At 61.5% G+C, this 19814-nt stretch carries 17 protein-coding genes; 7 read left to right on the forward strand and 10 right to left on the reverse strand.

From position 1 onward, the window contains the following. The first annotated feature begins 186 nt into the window (after positions 1-186). Positions 187-858, forward strand: coding sequence for a hypothetical protein (locus JF616_19455; GenBank protein ID MBW8889938.1), 672 nt, complete (start codon positions 187-189; stop codon positions 856-858). Positions 859-881: 23 nt separating this feature from the next. Here JF616_19455 and JF616_19460 read toward each other — a convergent pair whose 3' ends face one another. The 4 genes from JF616_19460 to murI all read right to left on the reverse strand — a co-directional run bounded on the left by JF616_19460 (position 882) and on the right by murI (position 7798). Continuing rightward, entirely contained in the window at positions 882-2369 is a 1488-nt protein-coding gene (locus tag JF616_19460) for a hypothetical protein (protein MBW8889939.1), read from the reverse strand. A 24-nt stretch (positions 2370-2393) separates the two neighbouring features. Then, the gene (locus tag JF616_19465) at positions 2394-5954 is read right to left on the reverse strand and encodes a glycoside hydrolase family 9 protein (protein MBW8889940.1); all 3561 of its coding nucleotides are present in this window, start codon (positions 5952-5954) and stop codon (positions 2394-2396) included. Positions 5955-6121: 167 nt separating this feature from the next. Continuing rightward, positions 6122-6784, reverse strand: coding sequence for a hypothetical protein (locus JF616_19470; protein ID MBW8889941.1), 663 nt, complete (start codon positions 6782-6784; stop codon positions 6122-6124). A gap of 171 nt (positions 6785-6955) precedes the next feature. Next, positions 6956-7798, reverse strand: coding sequence for a glutamate racemase (murI, locus tag JF616_19475; GenBank protein MBW8889942.1), 843 nt, complete (start codon positions 7796-7798; stop codon positions 6956-6958). 34 nt (positions 7799-7832) lie between these two features. Here murI and JF616_19480 point away from each other — a divergent pair, with 34 nt between their 5' ends. The 4 genes from JF616_19480 to JF616_19495 all read left to right on the forward strand — a co-directional run bounded on the left by JF616_19480 (position 7833) and on the right by JF616_19495 (position 13277). Continuing rightward, on the forward strand, positions 7833-9086 hold the full coding sequence (locus tag JF616_19480) for a hypothetical protein (GenBank protein ID MBW8889943.1): 1254 nt from the start codon (positions 7833-7835) through the stop codon (positions 9084-9086). After that, positions 9083-11011, forward strand: coding sequence for a curlin repeat-containing protein (locus tag JF616_19485; GenBank protein ID MBW8889944.1), 1929 nt, complete (start codon positions 9083-9085; stop codon positions 11009-11011). Before JF616_19480 ends, JF616_19485 begins: the two co-directional genes overlap by 4 nt. Then, entirely contained in the window at positions 10989-11921 is a 933-nt protein-coding gene (locus JF616_19490) for a HEAT repeat domain-containing protein (protein MBW8889945.1), read from the forward strand. Before JF616_19485 ends, JF616_19490 begins: the two co-directional genes overlap by 23 nt. Positions 11922-12020: 99 nt before the next feature. Beyond that, complete coding sequence (locus JF616_19495) at positions 12021-13277, forward strand: glutamate dehydrogenase (GenBank protein ID MBW8889946.1); 1257 nt, start codon at positions 12021-12023, stop codon at positions 13275-13277. 38 nt (positions 13278-13315) lie between these two features. Here JF616_19495 and JF616_19500 read toward each other — a convergent pair whose 3' ends face one another. Both JF616_19500 and JF616_19505 read right to left on the reverse strand, forming a co-directional pair. Then, positions 13316-13861: a hypothetical protein gene (locus JF616_19500; protein ID MBW8889947.1), complete on the reverse strand. Its 546-nt coding sequence runs from the start codon at positions 13859-13861 to the stop codon at positions 13316-13318. 100 nt (positions 13862-13961) lie between these two features. Further along, positions 13962-15143: a dihydroorotate oxidase gene (locus JF616_19505; GenBank protein ID MBW8889948.1), complete on the reverse strand. Its 1182-nt coding sequence runs from the start codon at positions 15141-15143 to the stop codon at positions 13962-13964. 124 nt (positions 15144-15267) lie between these two features. On the opposite strand from JF616_19505, the gene JF616_19510 reads away from it, so the two are divergent. Continuing rightward, positions 15268-15861 (forward strand): NifU family protein, encoded by a 594-nt coding sequence (locus JF616_19510; GenBank protein ID MBW8889949.1) that lies wholly within the window; start codon positions 15268-15270, stop codon positions 15859-15861. A gap of 70 nt (positions 15862-15931) precedes the next feature. Here JF616_19510 and JF616_19515 read toward each other — a convergent pair whose 3' ends face one another. Genes JF616_19515 through JF616_19530 form a run of 4 tightly spaced genes read right to left on the reverse strand, consistent with a single transcriptional unit; the run spans position 15932 to position 18649 of the window. Then, complete coding sequence (locus JF616_19515) at positions 15932-16459, reverse strand: fibronectin type III domain-containing protein (GenBank protein ID MBW8889950.1); 528 nt, start codon at positions 16457-16459, stop codon at positions 15932-15934. 47 nt (positions 16460-16506) lie between these two features. Then, positions 16507-17691 carry a DUF3570 domain-containing protein gene (locus JF616_19520; GenBank protein ID MBW8889951.1) on the reverse strand — a complete coding sequence of 395 codons (1185 nt, stop codon included), beginning with the start codon at positions 17689-17691 and terminating at the stop codon, positions 16507-16509. Further along, positions 17685-17909: a DUF4266 domain-containing protein gene (locus JF616_19525; GenBank protein MBW8889952.1), complete on the reverse strand. Its 225-nt coding sequence runs from the start codon at positions 17907-17909 to the stop codon at positions 17685-17687. The genes JF616_19520 and JF616_19525 overlap by 7 nt, the downstream gene beginning before the upstream one ends. Next, positions 17909-18649, reverse strand: coding sequence for a hypothetical protein (locus tag JF616_19530; protein ID MBW8889953.1), 741 nt, complete (start codon positions 18647-18649; stop codon positions 17909-17911). The genes JF616_19525 and JF616_19530 overlap by 1 nt, the downstream gene beginning before the upstream one ends. Before the next feature lie 288 nt (positions 18650-18937). Here JF616_19530 and JF616_19535 point away from each other — a divergent pair, with 288 nt between their 5' ends. Next, positions 18938-19813, forward strand: coding sequence for a TIGR02147 family protein (locus JF616_19535; GenBank protein ID MBW8889954.1), 876 nt, complete (start codon positions 18938-18940; stop codon positions 19811-19813). Position 19814: the final 1 nt, after the last annotated feature.

The following is a 19814-nucleotide window of genomic DNA, read 5'->3' on the forward strand; positions in this document are numbered from 1 at the left end:
AGCTACATGCATTTGCGGATCCGCAAAACCTTCTCCGCCAACCTGAAGGATTAATCGTTCACCAACCTCTACCATTACGTTAATGCATCATCCTCGCCCATTACTTGGGCGCCGTGGGAAGATACGCGGTTCCCTTCCGGCGGCCTGACTTTCTGGCCCACCGGAAGCGGGGCCCCGACGGGCAATGTGGGACTGCTGAAGCAGGTGCGGGATACGCTCGGCGTCACCTGGTTCACTTATGACAGTTCCGCCAGCCTTTCTGGCACGACCAAGATTTTCTCCGACGGTGGCGCGGCGGGGTGGATGGCCCACGTGGACAAGGGGAGGGTGCTTTTCATCAAGAAGTTCACCGATACGCCCTTGGCCAAGAAGGCGCCGGGGACGGAAAACGAATGCGAACTCTATGTCACGCAAGCGCTGCAGGAAATGGAATTGCAAGGGGCGTACGATGCCATTCCCGCCAACGATTCGGTCGCTTGGGAAGTGAAATGGTTCGTCCGCAAGCTGCCTGATGGCATCGCGATTTCACGCAATAAGGCGTTGGCCGATTTCGTGACTCAAGTGGTTTCCGGCGCCACCACGGGACTCGGAGCGGGGCGTGCCGGAGGGCAGGCGGAATTCCGGTCCGGGATTTCCCGGGAGTCGATCCGCTTGCGGATATCCCGCCCTCTGGAGATGAAAGTTTCCCTGGTCGATGCGCGTGGCAACGCGGGTATCGTATTAGCGGAAGGCCATTTCGATGCCGGCTGGCACGTATTCCATGCTCCGCAAGCACGGAACACGGGACCGGCATGGTTGATTGTCCGCGCCGCGGGAAGCAATGCGGTATTGTACCGAAGCTTGATACCCGGCCTCTAAACGGGCCGGTTGGTCTCCGGGTTTCAATTCCTCCGCAATAGCCCGATGATCTTCGAGGACGAAATGGCTGCCTGCTTGGTTGCGCCCAAGGGGACGATGTTCACCTTCCAGATGTAGGCCCCCGTCCCCGCCCGCGTTCCGTTCACGGCCTTCCCGTTCCAGATCAACCGTATCCGATAATGCCCCGTCGCTGGGTCCAAGTGGACGGGCGCCGACGCATTTCCGTTCCCGTCCATCAGATTCGCATCCACGGTGCCCGCGATTCCGGCCACAAAGGCGCCCAGGTTGCTGAAAAGGATGCTTTCGTAGCGGAAGGGCTTGTCGAAGGTGATGAGGATCGAGGGCTTGGTTACCGAGCCGTCCGCGGCGGATGGGAGAGGTTGGCCGCAGTCCGTGCCCGTGCAGTTCCGGGACAGGCTCCCGACCGAGCCTTGCACGGGGGTCCAATTGCCGCCGCCGTCCCGGGAGGAGAGGACGAAGGGCGCGCCTTCGGGACCGCTCGATTGGGAATCATACACGCGGGGGTCCCATTGGACGGTGAACACCGCCGGCGGCACGGGAGGCAGGCGCTTGCCGCCTTCCACGGGAACCCAGCGGTTGTTGACGGAAGGGCGATTGCCTAATAGGTCGACGATGCCGGCGGCGATGCGAAGGCTGTCGCCGGGCGCCAAGAGGATCTTTGAATTGGCATCGAGGAGCAACACCAGACGCAAAGGCTGCACGTCCGGCGATGCGAGGACGGTGATATCGGAGGCGGCGTGGGCGGTTCCTCCCTGCCAATTTAGGAAGGGATGCTTTTCGGAGGGCGTGTAGGTAATGGCCTCGCTGAAAGTCACCGTCAGGGTATCCGGCAATTCGGGGCTGGAGGCCGGCGCGAGTACGGCCCGGTTCAGGACCGGCCCCACGCTATCGGCCAGGGTGAAGGCCGAGGTACGCGACTTCCCGCCATCGGTGAGGAAGGACCGTCCCGAATTGCGGTTGTCGCCCGCGAAGCCCGTCGTGCCGGCGGCGAAGGGGGGCTGTAGGACGGCTTCGACCCGCGTCCCTTGGAAGGTAAAGCCACCCATGGCGGAGGTAAAGGTCTTTTGGGCGGCCGCATCCGGGAACCAGAGTTGTAGGGAGTCCGGGGCGGATTTCAGGGCCTTCGAGTAATTGACCACGGCCTTGTCCACCGCGCCATCCCCATCGGTATCCAGGTACCACCCGGAGACCGCCTGAGGGAAAGTGGCCGGCGTGTATAGGTAGGCGTGGGAAGAATCGTCCGGGTCGGTCGGGTCCACATAAGTGACCCATACGCTGTCGCCTTCGCTCATGGCGATTTGGCCCGCTCCCGTTGCAGCGGGGGAAACGTCCAGGACCGCCACGGGAACGGAGGAACGGAACACCCCCGTCTTCGGCCCTGTTTCGGTCAGGGTAACGCGCAGGCTATCCCCCTGATTGGGATTGGCCACCAGCACTTGCAACTGATCGGCGTTCGCCGTGAGGTCGCCGTTCTTGTCCTGCACCTCCACGATGAATTGCGTTTGTCCGATGACCTAAAAGTGCCGGTTGACGAAGGCGCAGCCCACGCAACCCTGGCAATTGGGATCGGCGCCTCCGAACAGGGTGATATCGACTTCATTGGGGCCGGGCTTCAGTTTGATCGGCACGTTCAGGTTCCAGGCATTGGCCTTGGCGTCGTAGGTTGCGACCTGGGAGACATTGGCGACGCGTTCACCGTTCACCCAAACGTCCGTGAGCTTGCCCGCGTCCGAGATGGTGACCGTGCCCTTAACGATGGCGGTAGAGGAAGCTTGATCCAGCTTCTTGTAATCCTCAGGAGGATTGTTCAGGGGCGCCGTGATCTGCACGTTCATCTGGTAATTCGTAACCTTGGTGGCTTGTTCCTTGCTCGAAGGCGAATAACCCCAGACGAATTGGCCCTTGCGGTATACGGTGATGTAGGGGTCGACCTCGGTGAAGATGTACTTGGTATCGACATCGTCCTTGGTCCCGGTTTTAATGCCTCCGAAGTCGACGGGATCGCCTTGGGCCCGCGAATGGGGAGCCCAGCTCCAGTCCTTCGAGCTTGGGACATAGGTGGAGGGCTGGTCGAGTAGATCGTTATGCTCGTTACGTTTGACGAATGTCACGTCGACGCGGAATCGTGCTCCCGAGGCCATCACGGCGTTTCCCATCGGCAGCGAGACGTACCAAAAATAAGTGTTGGTCGCGGCGTCGAAGGTCTCGTCCATTCGTACCGGCTTCACGCGCTGGATGAGGGTGTCCAGCCCGGTCTTGAAGGCATTAGTGGGATCGAGATAGCCGGTGGAAAGGTAGGCCTGCCCGATGTCGGCGCGTACGCCGAAGTCGGCCATCTGGTCCACAGTCGCGCGCATGTACAAGCGCACATCTAGCGAATCGTAACTTTTGATATCCTGGTTCACGATATTGAAGCCCAGATAGGTCTTGCCGTCCAACGGGTAGCTGATCGCGCGGACATCGAATTCCACGTGCTGGATTTTCGTCGTGAAGGTATAGAACTGCCCTTGGTTATCGTCCGTGATGTCGCCGTCATGCACCTGGGTCGGCGGTTTGCCGGTTCCGTAGACCACCTTGCTATCGTAAGCGCCGTTCGGAGTGTACCAAAGGATCTCCGCCGTCTTATCGGTGACGTTGCAAACCTTCACCTGGGCGATTTGGGCCGCGCCCGGGGGCTGGGCCAGGGTCGTGAAAACGAACTTGCTCCCGCCGTTATCATTGAGACCCGAACCCCCTTTGATGTCGACGGCTTCGGCCTGAAAGTAATAAGTGGTGCCAGGCGTCAAACCGGAGAGGACGATGCGATGCTCCATGCCGGCGGAATCGCCGGCTTTAGTCGTGTTGAGCGCGGTCGCCGAAGTTCCGTAGCGGATTAGGGCGGTGCCGAATCGGCTTTGCCGCACAATGATGATCGCATGATCGGTGCCGACGTATTCGATTTGCACTTGCACAGCCAAGGGATCCGCGGCCTCGTCGTTGGCCAAGCCCAATGCCGGCAAAAGCATGCTGGTCGTCCCGTCCAGGCAAGATTCGGAATGATCGTAATCTCCCCAAAATTCATAGTACAAGCCGGAACCGTTCTGGCCTGCCGCAGGATAGCCGCCTTGCAAGGCCCCCACGGGGGGGCGGTAATGATAAAAAGCGCCGGGCAGATTCGATCCCTCCGGATTGGCTCCGCGATGATGGGGATGATTGAAGTTCTTCGCGCCTACGCCGTAGATCATGCTGATGTCCCAGGGGTTCACTCCCAGCATGTAATCCATTTGGCGCACCAGCAGTTGATGCACTTCATCCGCTTTCCAATCCATGGAAGCAGGGGTATGCGGCAAGGCTTTGCCTTGCAGATCCTTCGCCATATCGTAATAGCAGAAAATATCTGAGGAGTTGCCTGCGATATAACGGTTATAGACCGGGGTTGCATTGGCGCCGATATGGGTGTTGATCTTCCAAAGCGGATCATAGGTCAGGATGTTGCCCCCGTAAAGCTGGGGATTCGATGCCGGTAAGGTGATGGTGCTTGTGCCGCCTTGCATCCAGCCGAGATTGGCGATGTATCCGAAAGCGACGTCCTCGATTAAATCCAACCGCTGACTGGTAATGCCATAGGTCGCGGCTTGCGCCGAATCCTTCAGGATCAAGCGATAGAAAGCCCAAAGCGTGGGCATCTGGAGGCTTGCCCAGCAGGTGTTGGCGCCGCCGCGATTGAGGTAGCCTTGGCCGCTATCGGCGAGCCAACCTGCCGCGAAGGTCCCTTGGACGTAGTAATTGGTGTTCGCGTAGGTCCCTAGGGTGGCGTTGGCAATCAGGTCATTCTTGTATGTCGTATCCTTCGTGGCCCACAACAAGGCGACCGCCGCCAAGGCCAAATCATCGCGATAAGAAGCATCACCGTTGTAAGCCGAGCTATTCGTGATGGTGAGATTGGTCTTTCCGTATGCGTATATCTTCTTGGCGGCCGCCAAGCAGCGATCCGAATAATCTTTGTCGAATGGGGAGTATTGCCGGGAGAAGAAAGCCAACCCGGCGGCGATTTTCCCGGTGACGTTGGCCCCGACCTCCACGCGTACGTCGCGAACGGGTCCGCCGCGATCATGCGGCAACCCGTCCTGGAATTCCGGCCGCCCCCACCAGCCATGATCGCCCCCGAAAGATCCGATGGAAGTGATCATCTTCGAGGGATCGCCTTTGGCGAGGTCGTAGGATTTCAAGAAGTAATCCGCGCCGATTTTGGTTTCGTAGAGCATGTCGGGGACGCCGTCGGTGCGATAGGTATCGTTCTGATTCCTGCCATAATGGTCCGCGTCGCGATCCGGAAGCGTTGCCGAGTAAAGGCCGAGCATGGCCATGGCATAACCCATGGTTTGGGATTCCTTCAGGTGATCTCCGCAATCAAACCAGCCTCCGGTCAAGGAGCCATCCCCATTGGGACCGTCTTTCATATGCGAGGCGGGATGGAACCAGGAATCGGTATTGCCGTCGCGGTTGACGCCATAGAACTTGAGGAGGGCATCCTTGACCCAGCTGTAAATCCGGTTGTCGACCATGAAAGGCGCCGAAGTATCGGTGCCGACCACGATGCGGTATTTGCCCGGAGCGATGCTCGTCGGGATTTCACCCTCGGAAACCGGGCCGGAAAAAATCGGTCCAATCATGGTATAACGCGTGTCGCCGCCGGAGACCAAGGAGGCGTTGTTTGAAGCTTTGATGGAAAGCTGCCCCGAAGTCGACTGCCCGGTCGCGGTCAGCGTCCCCGTCGCCACCTGCGCCTTCCCCTCATCGATGACCTTGAAAGTCGTTCCCGTCGCGCCCACGGTGTAGAAAAACTTGCGGTCGGTCGTGCGGTAGCCCGCCTGATTCACCCGGATCTTCGAGAACTTGATGTTCAGGGAATCGCGATAGAGCTGATCCATGGTATCCGGGAGCGGATTGGCGATTGGCGCGTAGGGGAGAGGTCCTCCCGCCTGGGCGGAGGCGGTCCGGGGCGCCCCCGCCAACAGGCAGGCGGCCGACACGAGGCCGGCCAGGACGGAATTGCTGAAATGTCTTAGCGCCCGACGCGCCGCGTTTGCGCGCATGGAACACCCCCTCGGGAAGGCTTGGTGGGGAACAGGGCAGGTGGGGTTCGTGCGAACTCGAACCTCTCGTGTGGAATTGGGCTATGGATTGGGTTGATGTCGAAATTAGCGGGCTTTTCGTCGCCGGGATACCATTCGCCAAGGGGCCTCAAGGCCCCGGCGAACTCTTACCAAACGTCCGGGCCGGAGGCTTCTTCCCCTTTGGCGGCCGCCGCGGCTTCTTCCAGCTCCTTGGCCGCCGCGGCATACTCCGCGTTCTTATGGGACTTGGCCTTGAAGTGTTCGAGGATGACCTGGAGCTTTTCCTCGGTGAAGGTCAGCTTCATCTGCTTGGTGACCTTGCCCTTATAGCCCCACTTCTTCATCAATTCCTCGGAGAGCTCGAAGCTGTCCTCGGTGGCGTAAAAGTTCATCTCCGCTGATTGGAAGGCGAAGCATTGGTCCATATCCATGCACTCGGGGGAGGGCGCGCCGGCGGCCTTTTGCTCCATCCATTTATGGATGTGGCGCTTCCGCACCTCGAGGATCTGATCCAGGCGCATGTATCCGATGATGAGGAACTTGCCGCGGAACGGCTCGGCCATCCCTTGGTAGCGCGTGCCGAACAGGAAATAGCGGCGGCGGTTCTTCATGGTGGCCAGGCGCGTCTTGGCGTCCGAGCATTGCAGATAGCCGAAGGTTCCCGTCTCGTAATTCGGGTCCAGAATGGGCAGGCCTTGCTCGTTCAAGGGCTCGCGCACGGGCAGGGCATGCTGCTTGGACGTATCGAGGTGGATGAGCACCCCTTCGCCCTTGCCGCGGTAGTCCTGCCAGTTTCCCGTGCTCAACATATGCGCCCTTTCGGCTGAAAAGGAGGGAGGGAACCGCGGTGTTTCCGGGTTCCGGCAAAGTCTGCCACGGGGGCTTTGTAGGCCCGGTGGCAAAAGGTCAATATAAGGATATGGTCATGGAACCGTCAACGGAATCCCGCCCGCGCCGCCCGGTCCCATCTCTCTCGAGAGTTAGATCTCGACCCGCTCCGATACCACGCGGTGCCCGAGGAATACTTCCGAGAGGCGATCGAAGCCATCGGTTTGATCCGTCGTGAGGAATCGCTGGGTGCCGCCGCGCGATAGCGAGCTTTCGATCTCGCGATGCCGCGAGAGGTAATCCGCCAGGCTGGGCGCGACGATGTCGCCTTGCACCACGATATCGATCCCGGCCGGAACGCGTTTGCGGATGAGGGGGTGGAGGAGCGGGTAATGGGTGCAGGCCAACAGCAAAGCGCCGATGCCTCCCTGCGGCCCCCCCTTCGGTGCGGCGGCGCGGGCCAGGTCGAGCGTTTCCTGCCAATACTTGTCGAGGTAGTATTCGATGCCCGGACCGGAGATCTCGCCCGCTTCCACCAGCGGGACCAGGAGCGGGCAGGCCTTCTGGATCAGGCGCAAACCCGGGGCGAGCTTTTCCAGCTCGAGCGCGAAACTTCCCGACTTGACCGTGCCTTCGGTGGCCCACAGGGCGACCGCGCGGTCGCGGGGGTAGTCGGCCAGGGCCTCGGCGGAAGGGCGGATAATGCCGAGCACGCGGCGATCGGGATGCTCCAGGGGGAGGTTCTTCTGCTGGATGGAGCGCAGGGCCTTGGCGGAAGCGGTATTACAGGCGATGATGACGAGTTTGCAGCCGCGCGCGAACAGGTGATCGACGCCTTCCTTGGTGAAGCGGTAAATCGCCTCGAAGGAACGGTTGCCGTACGGCGCGCGGGCATTGTCGCCCAGATATACGTAGTCGTAGGACGGGAAACGGGCGCGTATGCTCCGGAAGATGGAGAGCCCGCCGAACCCCGAATCGAATATTCCAATTTGCATTATTTAGATTATGCGGGGTGGTTTCCCGATCCGCATGGACGCAAGCAAATTAAGGAATAGTTGCATTTGCGGCAATACCCGGCCCTATCTGGAATGCTGCGGCCGTTACGCCGATCCCCAGACGGCGGGATCGACGGAGGCCCCCGAATCCGAGGCCGCGTGCTATCATGCGTTCCGGCATGGCTTGCACGAATTGTCCATGGCCCTCTTCCCCTTGCGATCCCTGTACCAGGCCTATTGGGAAAAGCTCGGCAAGGAGGATTATCCGCATGATATGCTCATGGAGGATGCGGATTACGCCCGGGCCATCGTCGAGAATTTCTTTTGGGATCATTTCGTGCAATACTCGGACGCGCGCCCCATCCTGCGCACCGCCCGCGAATTGGAAAGCAAGGACCTGCGTTTGGCCCACGATCTGATGCAATGGTCCTATGCCCCCGTTTGGTTCTATCGCGTGGTGGAGCGGAATGAGCGCACCGCGCGGCTGGCCAACCTGGGCAATCTCAAGACCCACGTGGTGATGCATGGAGGCCGTATGCCGGCGGTGGGCGAAGGGGTCATCACGCGCATCCTTCCCTTTCGCGGACGCGAGTATTGCGGCCATGCGGTGTTGTCTTTCGGCGACGGCGAGCGCCCGGCCAATGCCGTGGGGGCGGCGCGCCTGGATTCGCTTTTCCGCGCCGGTTGCCGCGATCTGGGGGTTAAGCCTTCCGTTACCTTGCGGCCGGACGTGCATTGCGACGAATGGCGCCGCCATGGCGCGGCCTTCCTCGCGCTCTGGCGCGCCGAGATCTACGATGCCGCGGTGGGCCGCCCCACCCGCCCTTCCGAAGATGCCGCCTCGAGCCCGATCTTCAGCTTGGCAATCCGGAACCGCGAGGCCCTGGTGGGCGCCCTGGGTAAGGCCCAGGAGGTCCGCCCCGCGGGCGCCGGGCAATGGGAATTGCGTTACCGTTCCTTGCGATTGGCGCGCATCGAGATCAAGGGGGGAAACCTGCTGGTTACGGTGGCGGACGCGGCTTTCCGGGCCTACGTACGCGATTGGCTGTCGGAGCGCCTGGGCCAGTCGGTGAGCCCGCCCGAGGAAAGCGCGGCGGAATCCTTGCCCGGCGATAGCGCCGAGTCGCAAGACATGTGGATCCACACCCCTTTGGATCTGCTGAACGGACAGACCCCGATTCAGGCCAGCATCCATGACCTGGGTCGGCGGCGTTTGAATCTGATCCTCAAGGATATGATCCGGCAAGGCCGGGACGTTACCTCGCTAAGAAAGCAACTCGGGCTGTGAAGCCGTTCGCCTGGGCATTGTTCCTGCTGGGCGCCGCCCAGGCCGTACCAACCGCTTGGGCCGCCGATCCCATCGAATTGGATTCGGTCAAGCTCCTGATGCTGGACCCCAACGACGTTTCCCTGCGGGACGTTTCCATGTTGCCTCCCAACGCCCGTCCGGACCGCTTCCGGCTGACCCGGGTGGAAGCCTTGTTGCGGGAGCCTTTCCGCTTGGGGGAGGTGACCACGGAAATCATGGGCCGCACCGCTCCCGACACGGGCCGGGCGAGGCTTCCCGTCCATCCCGATTCCCTGTGGCCCCTGTTGGATGCGCCCGTTTCCAGCGACGCGGCCGGAGCCCGCGTCCCCGCAGGTAACGTGTCGGTTACCCCGGCGGCTGCGGGTAAGGCCGCCGTTGTCCGTGCCCCGGGCGACACGGGCGCGGCCAAGGCCGGGCCGGTACGGGCGTTCGCGCCCGATTCCTCGGCGCCGGAGATCGATATCGCCCTGCTGCGCGCCGGCCTCAAGGAACACACTTCGGGCCTCTCCGCGGAGGAAGCTCTCTTCCTTTACCGCGAGGCTCCCGGCCTCTTCCTCCAGGACGAAGAGGATACCACCTTGACCCCGGTGCAGATGGAGCTGAAGCGGTTGGAAGATGATACGCGCACGCACCGGGTGATGGAATTGGCGGATCGCCTCCATCGAGAAGGGTTATCGCGCGCGGCGGCGGCGGCCTGGCGCCTGGAGGCCTGGCTGATCGGGGAGGTGCGCGCGGGCCGGGCCCGGCAGGCGGCGGCCCTTCTGAAGCGCCTGGGCGGGAACGATATCCCCGTCCATTTGGGCGGGACGGGAGCGGACCGGTACATCGTGGGGCAGGGGATTTGGATCGATCCCGGCGGCGACGACGAATACGTATTCAAGGGACCGGGGAAGCCGGGAGGCTTCAGCATGGTCGTGGACGGCGGAGGGGACGATCTTTACATCTCCAAGGACAGCCTCGATCTGGGAGCAGGTAACCTGGGGGTTTCCCTGATCGCGGACCTGGGCGGATCCGATCGCTATCTGGGCCGCAACTTCGCCTGGGGCTCGGCGCTGTTCGGATACGCGTCCCTCTTCGATGCGGCCGGGCACGACTCTTACGAAGGCCGCTGCGCCTCCCTCGGCTTCGGCTTTTTCGGCATCGGCGTGCTCCAGGACGAAAGCGGGAATGACGTATATACCGCCAGCCTGCTCTCGGAAGGCGCGGCCTCCACGCGGGGGTTGGGCGCGCTCCTCGATCGATCAGGGGATGATCGCTACCTGGCGCGCCCCACCTTCAAGGATGATCTGCGTTACTCGGATCATTACATCCAGATGGTGCAGGGTTTCGCCACGGGTTTTTCCCCGGACTACGGGGGCGGCATCGGCCTGTTACGGGACGGGGCCGGCAACGACGTCTATCTGGCCGATATCTTCGGGCAAGGTTCGGCCTATTGGTACGCCCTGGGTTTGCTCATCGACGAGGCCGGGGACGACCGCTACGAGGCCCATCAATACGCGCAAGGGGCCGGGGTGCATATCGCGGTAGGCGCGGCCCTGGACTTCGGCGGTAACGATCAACGGGCTTCCAAGGGCGTCAGCCAGGGTTGCGGCCACGATTACGGATTCGGCTACCTCTACGATCGCGGCGGCGACGATAACTACTTCGCCGTCGACATGAGCCAAGGCGCCGGCAGCGCCAACGGCTTGGGGATCATGCAAGACGGGTCCGGGAACGATTTCTACGTCACCGCCAATCCGGAGATGGCTTTGGGCCATGCCGATTTGCGGCGCGACCGGGGCAGTTACGGTTTCTTCCTCGATCGCGGGGGCAAGGACAAATACACCCGGCCGCGCAGCGATGGCGCCGCGTGGCGCGTCTCGGACGGAAAGTTGAAGGGCAATGGCTTCGGTCTGGACAGATAAGCATTGGCGCGCTTGCGCGAAGTTGGCGCTGGGCCTGGCCGGCGCCTTGATCGCGAGTACTACGCCTCCGGTTTTCGCGGCTGCGCCTGCAACCGCAAACGCAGCGGCCGTCTCGAAGGCCACGCCCAAAGCCGTCGCGATCGTCCCCGTCCTGACGCGCCAGGACTCCCTCTTCATCGCCGCCGCCACCGGCGAGCCTCGCTTCCAACGCATACGCGATAGCTCCGAGAAGATCCTGGTAGCGGGGGACACGGCCACCCTGGACTATTTGATCGCCCATCGCCTCATGGGCCAGACCCCGCGCCAGCGTCATTACGTGGAGACCTTATTCAAGGCCATCTCCGACTCCGGCCGGCATCCCGCCGCCGCCGCCCGCTTGTCCGCGGCTTTGCCGGCGGTCCCTGACAGCTTGAAGACGCAATTGCTGCACATCGGGTCCGAGCTAGGGGACTCTTCCTTTCTGAAGACCGCCCGCCATTTCCTCGAACACGATAGCCTGGAGGTGCGCAAGAACGCGGTCCGCAGCCTGGGGTCCTATCCGTCGCCGGACAACGCCGCCTGGCTGATCGCGGGATTGGACAAGACCCGGGACCTGGAGCGGGCCGAACGCCTGTGGGCCTTGGGCAGGCAGAAGGGCTTCCAGGACTGGCCGAAGGTGCTGCCCATCTTGAGGGACTCGAATTTATACAACCGCGAGTTGGCGCGCCGCATCGTGGCGGCGTCTTGCGTCGATTGGTCCAACGTGGAAAAGCTGGCCCCCTCGCCCATGGACGATGACGAGCTTTTGGAGTGGGTCCTGATGGCGGACGAATCCCCGGGCCTATCGGCCAAAATCTGGGTCCGCAAGCACGTGCCCATGCTCTCGCCGGCGCGCATGAAGTTCATCGGGTCCGCCCTGCGTTTGCAATAGGCTATTAGCCCTGCGATGGGCCGAATTCCGCGCTTTTCCCGGGATTCGGGCAGGTTGTATAATATGGATAGTCCTCCGCAGGACCCTTGGAAAGGCCCCATGATCCAACCCACCCGTAAACTCACCCCCTTTGGAGAAGTCAACGCCCGCGTCAACCGCGCCTCCGATTTGCTCGGTATCAAGGAGAATTACCGCCGGCTCCTCACCTCATGCTGGCGGGAAGTCAAGGTCTCCCTGCCCATTACCAACGACAAGGGAGAGATGAACGTCTACGAGGGTTACCGCGTCCAGCACAACGGCGTGCGTGGGCCCTATAAGGGCGGCGTGCGTTACCATCCCGAGGTGGATTTGGATGAGGTGAAGGCCCTAGCTTCCCTGATGACCTGGAAATGCGCTATCGTGAACATTCCCTTCGGCGGCGCCAAGGGCGGCATCGCGGTCGATCCCTCCAAATTATCCGAGCGGGAATTGCAGACGCTTTCCCGACGGTTCATGATGAGCGTGAAGGGCATGGTGGGCCCTTACAAGGATATCATGGCGCCCGACGTGGGCACTAATCCCAAGGTGATGGGATGGATGATGGACGCCTATCAGCAAGTGGCAGGATATTCGCCGGCCATCGTTACCGGTAAGCCGGTGGCCCTGGGAGGCACCCCGGATCGACTAGACGCGACCGGCCTGGGCGTCGCGATGATCACGCGGCGCATCCTGGAAGAACGCAAGGAATTTCTGAGCGGGAAAAGCGTGGTGGTGCAAGGCTTCGGCAACGTAGGCAGCTTCGCCGCCCTGCATCTGCATCGCATGAGCGCCAAGGTGGTCGCCATCGGTGACGTTACGGGCGTGGTGCGGGACAAGGACGGGATCGACGTGGAGAAGCTGATGGCCCATTTCGAGGCCAACCGCACCCTGAAGGGTTTCCCCCAAGGCGAGTTCGCCCCGCGGGAGCAATTGGACGTCCTCACGGTCCCCTGCGATATCCTGGTGCCGGCGGCGCTGGGGCACGTCATTCATTCCGGCAACATGGACAAGATCAGGGCCCGCTATGTCATCGAAGGCGCCAACGGCCCGATCACCCCGGAAGCGGACGAATACTTAGGGCGGCAGGGGATTATCGTGGTGCCCGACATCCTGGCCAATGCGGGCGGGGTGGTCGGCTCCTATTTCGAGTGGGCCCAGAACATCCAGGTCCACAATTGGGAGCGCGCGGAAAGCAAATTGGAGCTCGACAAATTCATGTCGACGGCCTTGGCCGGCGTCTCGGCGGCGGCCAAGAAGCACGCCATCAATTACCGCGAGGCGGCTTTCGTGGTGGGCGTGGATCGCGTGTTCCAGGCGGCGGTGGCCCGCGGGCATTGAGCCGAACCAATGCCTGAGAGCCCAAGTTGGCGCGGCCGTCATCGGAAGGCGTAGAACAGGTTCACCGCGAAGGTGACGATGACCTGCTCCGATTGGCCGGTCAGATGCCCGGAGGCGAGGAAAGGCAATTTCAGCGTCGTCAGATCCAGGTTCAGATCCAGGCCCAGCGGATGGGACTCGAAGGGCATCCAATACTTCCCGAGCGAGATGGATGCCATAGGGCGCGCGCCCAGGCGCGTGCCGTCGAAATCGTAGGCGTAATAGGCGCCCAAGGACATCCCGAAGTATTCCGAATTCCGGATAGGAACCGTGTCCTCGTCCCCGAACCAGAGCTTACGCAGGGAAAGGCTGGCCAACGGCAGGTAATCGTAGCCGATGCGGGCCGGTCCGATGGCGAAGCGCGCCTGGGCGCCGATCTGCCAGGTCCCGGGCAAATCATGGAAGAAGCCGAGCTGGGGCAAGGTGCCCAGCTTGCTTCCGATGGCGATGCCCGATCCTGCTTCCGCCAGGTTATACATGCGCTCGTCGTGGTTTTGGCCTTCTTCGGGAAGCTGTTCCGGTTCGGCCGCGCGGATCCCGTTCATCGCTCCCGCCAAAATGAAGGCGGACAGGGCGACCCTCAGCGGAAGGCAGAATAGACGCGGGGCGCGGCGTTGCGGCGGCGGAAGGCTCAACGGCGCGATCTCAAGCGGTGGCGGGCGGATAGGCGTCCAGGCTTTGGACGCCGCGGGCGCGCATGGCTTCGAGCAATTCCTTGTTCATCTTGCGGATGGCGTTCCAGCGGTAGGCGACCACGGAGTAGCATTGCACGGCGTCGGCGCCGGCTTCGATCAGGTCAAGTACCTTGGCGCCGTGGTCCACCCCTCCCGAGGCGAAGATGGTCAGCTTGGGCAATTGCCTGCGGATGTACTGGACCGCGGGCAAGGTATTCTTGTACAAAATGCGACCGGATAAGCCGCCTTTGCCGCCGTCGGCTTGCACCGGCTTGATCTCTTCCTCGGGGGTCTGCATGCGCAGGTAGCGGGCCTTATCGCCGGGGAAGGTGTTGAAAAGGACCAGGCCCGTAACCCCGGCGTCGGAGATGATCTGCAGATTGGCATCCAAGGCGCGCGCGGAAAGGTCGGGCGAAAGCTTGACCAGTACGGCTTTGCGCGGCGCCAGCCCCTTACGGGCTTCCATCACCTCGCGCAACAGGTCCGTCAGGAAGGCTTCTTGCCTGTCCAGGCGGTTCTTCCCCGTGTTCGGGCAACTCACGTTGAGCTCGATGTAATCGGCGGCGCGATAGGCGCGCCGGAAGGTGGCCAGCACGTCCGCGATCTTGGCTTCGGCATCATCGTCGCCGGGGGTATCCGCCACGCTGATCCCGAGGGCCAGCTTGCGGCGGTGGCACTTGCCGAGGGCTTTATCCACTTCGGTGGCGATGGCCTCCACGCCCGGATTGTTGAGCCCCATGGCGTTGCTCATGGAGCGGTCCTTGGGCAGCATGCGCATGCGGGGGCGGAAGGGATTCCCCTCGCGGGCTTCGCGGGTGGCCGAGCCCACCGAAACCGCGCCGAAGCCGAGGCCCGCATAAGCTGCCAGATGGTCGGCGTACTTATTGCCTCCCGCGGCCAGCATGATGGGGCTGGCCAAGGTCAAAGGCACGCTGCGGTCGTGGAAACGGACGGTCTTCTCGAGATCGTGATGGGGCCGGCCATGCGGAATGAGATCGGCGCAGGCCGCGTAAGTGGAGTAAAGCTTGTGCCTGGCTTCCGGGGTGCGCACCACGGACTTGAAGGTTTCCAGCAGGAAATCGCCTAGCCCGCGACTATAATCGTGATGTACGACCCCTTGGCCGCGTTGCTCGATCTTGAGCGTATCGGGCATGTTCCCCATGGCTGGACTATAAGGTAATAAAGGGGGAGAGGCAAGGCGGAAGCCGGCCGGGAGCCGGGGCTCCGGCGTCGCGGCGGGGTTCGGGGCGATTTGTTAGATTGGAACCGTATATACCATGGCCAAAGTCCAGAAAACCTCGGAGACACCCAACCCGCTCGCCATCCGCTTCCATATGGACGCGAAGGTGGTCGCATCGGGATCGCGTTCCTATCCCGATCCCGAATCGGCGCAGGCCGACCCTACCGCCAATCGCCTCTTCGCCATTCCCCACGTGACTTCGGTGTTTTACGTCGGGACCACAGTGACGGTGAACAAGGATGAGGACGGCGATTGGAACGAAATGATCACCCCCATCGCGGACGTGTTGGAGGATTCGATCTCGCCCGCGCCGGAATCCGCGGCTCCGGAAGAGGAGGCTTTCGATCCGTATGCCGCCGGCGCCCATATCCAGCGGCCGGAGGATTTCTTCCAACTGACGCTAGAGGACCAGTTAGCCCACCTGAATCTCGTCATGGATGAGATGGTGCGGCCGGGGCTGGCGGGCGATGGCGGGGGATTGGAGCTATTGGGAATCGAGGGCACTACGGTGCGCATCCACTATGAAGGCGCTTGCGGAAGCTGTCCCAGCGCGACTTCGGGAACCCTGATGTACATCGAAGGGGCCTTGCAGAAGAAGGCCCATCCCGAACTGACGGTCGCGGCGGATTAGCCCCGAACCGGCCAAGGCCGGCCCCATTCAAGAGACGATTACCAAGGGCGCTTGCGGCGTCCCTCCCGGATCAACGATTCGTCGGCTGGGCCATCCGGTTCGTGAAGATCACGCCTTCGCCGCCGCGGCCCTGGACCGGGTTCTGGCGCCGGCCGGCGGCGTCGAATTGATCGAAGCCCGCAGGGCGCGCCCCGGGAAGGACGGGGATGATGCCTGCTGTGGTCAAGGTCTTGAAGGTTCCCGACGAGGTATAGGGCCTTTCTCCGCCCCGGGTATCTATCGCCTTGATGCTGTAATTGTATTGGGTGTTGGGGGTGAGCCCCGTAATGTTGAACGAACCCGCGTTGCCGGATGCGTTCTTGGTGCTGCAATTATTCGCCGCCGTGGCCGGGGCGGGATCATAGCACAAGGTACGGGTCCCGTAGTTGTACTTGTCCTTGCTGTAATTGATGGTAGCCGTAGTGGCCGTGATATTGGCGGTCGCGACGGTGAGGCTGGCCGCCGAAACGGCGTCTACTTCCGCTACGGCTCCGCGCCGTGCCAGGAACACGAGAGGCAGCGCGGCGAGGGCCAACGGCAAAGCGATGCGCATTTTCATGGGGGACTCCTTTTCTTGGTGGCGATTCATCTTTCCTTCGCGGCGTATCATAGATCGAAAACCAGTCCGGCCATGATAACGCCTTGGCTATAGTCTTCTTCCGGGTCGTATAGCTGATAGCGGATGCTGCGGGGTTCCCTCGCGGCCTGGGCGGCTACCTTGTCCCCGCGCGTGTCCCGCAAGGTGTAGTCGAACTTGATATCCCAGCGATCGGGCAGGAAGGCGGATTTCTCCCAATCCTCGGGGAAGGCCGCCGAAATCTTGATGCCGCCCAGCCAGGAGGTGAATGGGAACCAACGGATGTCGGCGGTACGGTACACCTCGGTTCCGGAGTAGAATTCTTTCGCGAATACGGCCCCGTTCTGGTTGTAATAGCGGACCCGGAACCGGACGTACGCGGTCTCGGTGAAGTACTGGCTGAGCTTGGCATCGAGCGTATTCGATTTCAGGCCCCAATCATCCTGATAGCGACGGTAATCAAGGTTGAGCGAGCCCAGCCGATCGCCCATATGGAAACCCTGGACGATCTGGGAGGCTAAGGCGCCACCCTGCTTGTGGTTCGGGACCGCCTCGGTCATCATGTCCCCGAGCACGTTCATGGGAGGGTTGTACGGATGCCCGAGGAATCCCCAATTGCGGTTCAATGTGGCCGTGAATCCGATTAGGGTCAGGGAGGTGACGGATTGCGCGAAGGTCGCCCCGACGCTGGTGATGCGTTTCTTTCCGCCCAGCCCCGCGAAGGCCCCGGTGGGTTTGAAGTCATCGAAGAATTCGGCGTAGGATGCGCCCAAGGTGGTATTGCGCTCGTTGAAGTCGAACGATACCGAGGCCGCCGGCGAGATCGATACGTAGTCGTCTTCGTGGCTATAGTAGAGCGAGCCGGTGGCGATCGTTCCGTGTTCGGAATAGGTGAGCGAAGGGTTTTCGGAATGCCGCATTTCGATCTTCGAGGCCCCTGAGACGGCGTCGATATCGCGATCGCCGGTCAGTCCCACTTTATCCATCCCGAGCCGCCGGGAGGCGCCGGTTACGAAATCGAATTCCTGTTCCCATCCGAAGCTCCAGATACGGGATAGCGCCTGGGTGAGGGAGAAGGCAGGGGTCTGGTTCCAGACTTTATTCTTGTCCCAGAAGTATTCGTCCTTGAGTTCCAGGCGACTTCCCGCCTCGCCGGCCGCGCAAGGCAGCGCCGCCGCCAGAAGATAGGCTGCCAGGCAGGCGCGCATCAGCATCCGCATCCGCCTCCGCTTCCCGACGAACCGCCCGTGGACCCTTCCCGGCGGGGCATATCGTGGCTTTCCAGGCCGCTTTCGAGGCCGTCTTCCTGGCGCTGCATGATGGGATCGCTCAGGATTTCGCGGTCCTTCTGATGCACCATGGCGCATCCGGAAAGCGTGGCGAGAGCGGTCAAGCCCGAGAGCGCGGTCAGCAGGAGTCGGAACGCATTCATCATTTGCCGCCTCGTTTGGCCAGCGCGCCCCGCTTGGCGGCGCCCGTGGTTTCGTTGCAAGTGGGATCATTGCCATCCAGCGACGGGCAATTGGAAAGCCCGCGGCTGGGATCCATGAAACGGTAGGTCGCGGCAGGTTGGTTGTGGCACGCGATGGCGGAACAGGAAAAATCGCGGGGCTTATAGGCGGTCGCGAGGGAATCGGGAGTGGTGACGTCGTTGGGCGCCAGGAACACGTCCACCACGCCGTTGTCATGATAGGGGCCGGTTCGCCAGGGTACGTGCTTCGATTGCCGGGCGTAGCGGAAGATAAGGGAATCGATGTCTTGGGCCAGCGAACGGCCGCGCGTGGTATCCACGGGGAATTGGGGCAGGGGCCTCCAACCACGGTAAGTGGTCACGTGCATGGTATCCTTATCGGTATGCTGGAACACCTCGATGCCGTTGGAGTCGAACCAGGTCGTGTCGCTATGCAGGAAGGTGAAGTGCTGGATGGAATTGAAGTGGCAATCCATGCAGGTGGTGACGTTGTTGAGCTGAGGAAAGGTCAGGTTGTTCCGGTTCACGTTGGCCGAAATCAAATGGTACTGGTGGTTGACGTCGTGCAAAGGATAGGCATGACAGCTCGCGCAATCGGGTGCAGGCGGCACCGCGCCTGGCGTGCTTGCCGTGAGGGCGGCCGTATCCGGGGCCAGCTTGGGCATGGGATCGCAAGCGCATAACAAGGAGAGGGCGGCCATTGCCGCCGCCCTTCCTGCCCGTCCCCCGGTTCCCCCCGGGCCTGATCTCTTCTTTTTACGCATGTCTTTTTTTCCCCGACACTGGTGAATCTACCGCGGAATCGCTTCCAACACCCTCAATCCTATCGACCCTTTGTACACTTTTGTGTACGCGGATAATCCCGCTTTCATTGATCCCGAAGCCCACTAGGCTGTCCCGGCCCGTACACTTTTGTGTACAGGAACGTCGCGATGCCGATACATGGGACTGCGAACGGATGTTATTCTTGTTAAGGCTGGAGGTGGCCCCTGAATTCCGTTAACGCTAAGGATAACGCGAAGCAATCCCTTAAGGGGACGGGAGGTTTACCCGACCTCCTGAATTACACCAACTACCGCCAATTCCTGAAAGACTATTACCTCGCCCGCAAGCAAGCGGACCCGAGGTTTTCCCTGCGTTCCCTCGCGATGGCGGCCCGCTTCCCCAGCCATGGCTTGTTGCAGTACCTGATGGACGGCGAACGTAACCTGAGCAAGAAGACCTTGGTCAAATTGTCCTTGGCCCTCGGTTTGGATAAGGAACGGACCCAGTATTTCGAGAACCTGGTATTCTTCAACCAAGCGAAAACCTTGGAGGAAAAAGGCTTCTTTTACGACAAACTGGTCCGCTCAAACGGGAAGTCCACTTTCAAGAAGCTGGATTCCTCGCAACTGCAAGCCTTCCGCCGTTGGTATACTATCGCTATACGGGAGATGTTGAACCTGGAGGGTTTCCGGGGGAACGCCGCCTGGATTACCGGGCGACTGCTTCCTCCCGTCCAGACCTACGAATCGGAAGAAGCCTTGGCCTTGTTGCTGGAAACCGGACTGATCAAGAAGACCGCGAACGGGTATAAAGCGGCTGATCCTGACATCACCACCGAGGACGAGGTGAAATCCTTCCTCGTCAAGAACTACCATGCCCAAATGATCCGCCTGGCCGGTTGGGCCCAGGACGAGGTGGCCGTGGCCGAGCGGGACGTTTCCTCGGTCACTTTCGCGATCAAGGAATCGGAGTTGCCGGCACTTAAGAAGCAATTGCAATTGATGCGTAAAGAGCTGCGCGCCTTCGCGGCCGAGCCCGGCACGGCGGATCGCATCGTACAGGTGAACATGCAGATGTTCCCTTTGACCAAGGCGAAGTAGC

The sequence above is a fragment of the Fibrobacterota bacterium genome, assembly GCA_019509785.1.
In the GTDB taxonomy this organism is placed as follows: Bacteria; Fibrobacterota; Fibrobacteria; order UBA11236; family UBA11236; genus Chersky-265.

Bases quoted from the DNA above. Each gene is read 5' to 3' on its own strand.
- JF616_19465 (MBW8889940.1), bottom strand. From the start codon at position 5,954: ATGCGCGCAAACGCGGCGCGTCGGGCGCTAAGACATTTCAGCAATTCC.
- JF616_19470 (MBW8889941.1), bottom strand. From the start codon at position 6,784: ATGTTGAGCACGGGAAACTGGCAGGACTACCGCGGCAAGGGCGAAGGG.
- murI (MBW8889942.1), bottom strand. From the start codon at position 7,798: ATGCAAATTGGAATATTCGATTCGGGGTTCGGCGGGCTCTCCATCTTC.
- JF616_19480 (MBW8889943.1), top strand. From the start codon at position 7,833: ATGGACGCAAGCAAATTAAGGAATAGTTGCATTTGCGGCAATACCCGG.
- JF616_19490 (MBW8889945.1), top strand. From the start codon at position 10,989: ATGGCTTCGGTCTGGACAGATAAGCATTGGCGCGCTTGCGCGAAGTTG.
- JF616_19495 (MBW8889946.1), top strand. From the start codon at position 12,021: ATGATCCAACCCACCCGTAAACTCACCCCCTTTGGAGAAGTCAACGCC.
- JF616_19500 (MBW8889947.1), bottom strand. From the start codon at position 13,861: ATGAACGGGATCCGCGCGGCCGAACCGGAACAGCTTCCCGAAGAAGGC.
- JF616_19505 (MBW8889948.1), bottom strand. From the start codon at position 15,143: ATGCCCGATACGCTCAAGATCGAGCAACGCGGCCAAGGGGTCGTACAT.
- JF616_19510 (MBW8889949.1), top strand. From the start codon at position 15,268: ATGGCCAAAGTCCAGAAAACCTCGGAGACACCCAACCCGCTCGCCATC.
- JF616_19515 (MBW8889950.1), bottom strand. From the start codon at position 16,459: ATGAAAATGCGCATCGCTTTGCCGTTGGCCCTCGCCGCGCTGCCTCTC.
- JF616_19520 (MBW8889951.1), bottom strand. From the start codon at position 17,691: ATGCTGATGCGCGCCTGCCTGGCAGCCTATCTTCTGGCGGCGGCGCTG.
- JF616_19525 (MBW8889952.1), bottom strand. From the start codon at position 17,909: ATGAATGCGTTCCGACTCCTGCTGACCGCGCTCTCGGGCTTGACCGCT.
- JF616_19530 (MBW8889953.1), bottom strand. From the start codon at position 18,649: ATGGCCGCCCTCTCCTTGTTATGCGCTTGCGATCCCATGCCCAAGCTG.